The organism is Pedobacter hartonius (genome assembly GCF_900107535.1).
GTDB classification, from domain to species: domain Bacteria; phylum Bacteroidota; class Bacteroidia; order Sphingobacteriales; family Sphingobacteriaceae; genus Pedobacter; species Pedobacter hartonius.
The window spans coordinates 1-2117 of the sequence record NZ_FNRA01000030.1 but is presented as its reverse complement, the minus strand read 5'-3'; the positions used below and the strand labels follow the sequence as shown (position 1 = coordinate 2117).

General features: G+C 46.7%; 1 rRNA gene. It reads right to left on the bottom strand.

Annotated features, from left to right (window positions below):
* Positions 1 to 86 precede the first annotated feature (86 nt).
* Positions 87 to 1608, bottom strand: a 16S ribosomal RNA gene (locus BLW16_RS22690).
* Positions 1609 to 2117: the final 509 nt, after the last annotated feature.

The following is a 2117-nucleotide window of genomic DNA, read 5'->3' as shown; positions in this document are numbered from 1 at the left end:
ATGATGCTTTCATCCTATGGGTTTCCTTTTGAGATTTGTTGTCATTTATATCATTTACGCAAAGCGAGCAGTTAGTCTTGCTCCAGAAAGGAGGTATTCCAGCCGCACCTTCCGGTACGGCTACCTTGTTACGACTTAGCCCCAGTTATCGGTTTTACCCTAGGACGCTCCTTGCGGTTACATACTTTAGGTACCCCCAACTTCCATGGCTTGACGGGCGGTGTGTACAAGGCCCGGGAACGTATTCACCGTATCATTGCTGATATACGATTACTAGCGAATCCAACTTCAAGAGGTCGAGTTGCAGACCTCTATCCGAACTGTGAATGGCTTTTGGAGATTTGCTTGCTGTTACCAGCTTGCTGCCCTCTGTACCATCCATTGTAGCACGTGTGTAGCCCCGGACGTAAGGGCCATGATGACTTGACGTCGTCCCCTCCTTCCTCTCTGTTTGCACAGGCAGTCTGTTTAGAGTCCCCACCTTAACGTGCTGGCAACTAAACATAGGGGTTGCGCTCGTTGCGGGACTTAACCCAACACCTCACGGCACGAGCTGACGACAGCCATGCAGCACCTAGTTTCGTGTGATTGCTCACTCATCTATCTCTAAATGATTCACTAACTTTCAAGCCCGGGTAAGGTTCCTCGCGTATCATCGAATTAAACCACATGCTCCTCCGCTTGTGCGGGCCCCCGTCAATTCCTTTGAGTTTCAATCTTGCGACCGTACTCCCCAGGTGGAATACTTAACGCTTTCGCTTAGCCGCTAACTGTGTATCGCTAACAGCGAGTATTCATCGTTTAGGGCGTGGACTACCAGGGTATCTAATCCTGTTTGATCCCCACGCTTTCGTGCCTCAGCGTCAATAAAACCATAGTAAGCTGCCTTCGCAATCGGTGTTCTGTGACATATCTATGCATTTCACCGCTACTTGTCACATTCCGCCTACCTCTAGTCCATTCAAGCTCTTCAGTATCAAGGGCACTGCGATAGTTGAGCTACCGTCTTTCACCCCTGACTTAAAAAGCCGCCTACGCACCCTTTAAACCCAATAAATCCGGATAACGCTTGGATCCTCCGTATTACCGCGGCTGCTGGCACGGAGTTAGCCGATCCTTATTCCTTCGGTACATTCAGCTCAATACACGTAATGAGGTTTATTCCCGAATAAAAGCAGTTTACGACCCAGAGGGCTGTCTTCCTGCACGCGGCATGGCTGGTTCAGAGTTGCCTCCATTGACCAATATTCCTTACTGCTGCCTCCCGTAGGAGTCTGGTCCGTGTCTCAGTACCAGTGTGGGGGGTCATCCTCTCAGATCCCCTAGACATCGTCGTCTTGGTGGGCCGTTACCCCGCCAACTAACTAATGTCACGCATGCCCATCTTAATCCTATAAATATTTGATCATTACACAATGCTGTGCTGTGATTTTATGCGGTGTTAATCCGAATTTCTTCGGGCTATCCCCCTGATTAAGGTAGGTTGCATACGCGTTACGCACCCGTGCGCCACTTTTGAAGTCAGCAAGCTGACTTCTATCGTTCGACTTGCATGTATTAGGCCTGCCGCTAGCGTTCATCCTGAGCCAGGATCAAACTCTCCATTGTAAAATGTTGTGTTTGAACACTGACCATTCTTAACTTAATAAATTAATTTAATCATAATCTGTTCTTATTTGTCTGACAGATCTAACTTGAAAAACCATTGCGGCCCATGTACTTTGAACTCGTACTGGTTTATCCCGCTCTGCGTTTATAAATGACATCTCTTTAATGAACTTCTCGGCACTTACCTCACGGCGGCCTTGTATATGTTGCAATGTTACCCTCAATCCCTCCAGGTCTTTATGTTCCTGGTATTCTTTAAAGTTTCATCGTTTCAATCTTGTTATTCGCTTTCCGGCATCCGCCGTCCAACGTTTCCCTTTTTTGTTGGGACTGCAAAGGTAGAAATCTTTTTCATTCTGTCAAGCTTTTTATTTTAATTATATTCAAAGCTTTAAAACCTCTTCAATAATCCGAACCTTAACAACGATTCCTTCTTTACACGCCTTTCAAAAAACTAACTCCTTTATCCTTCTCATCTTTCCCTTCCTCCGAAGCGGGATGCAAAAGTA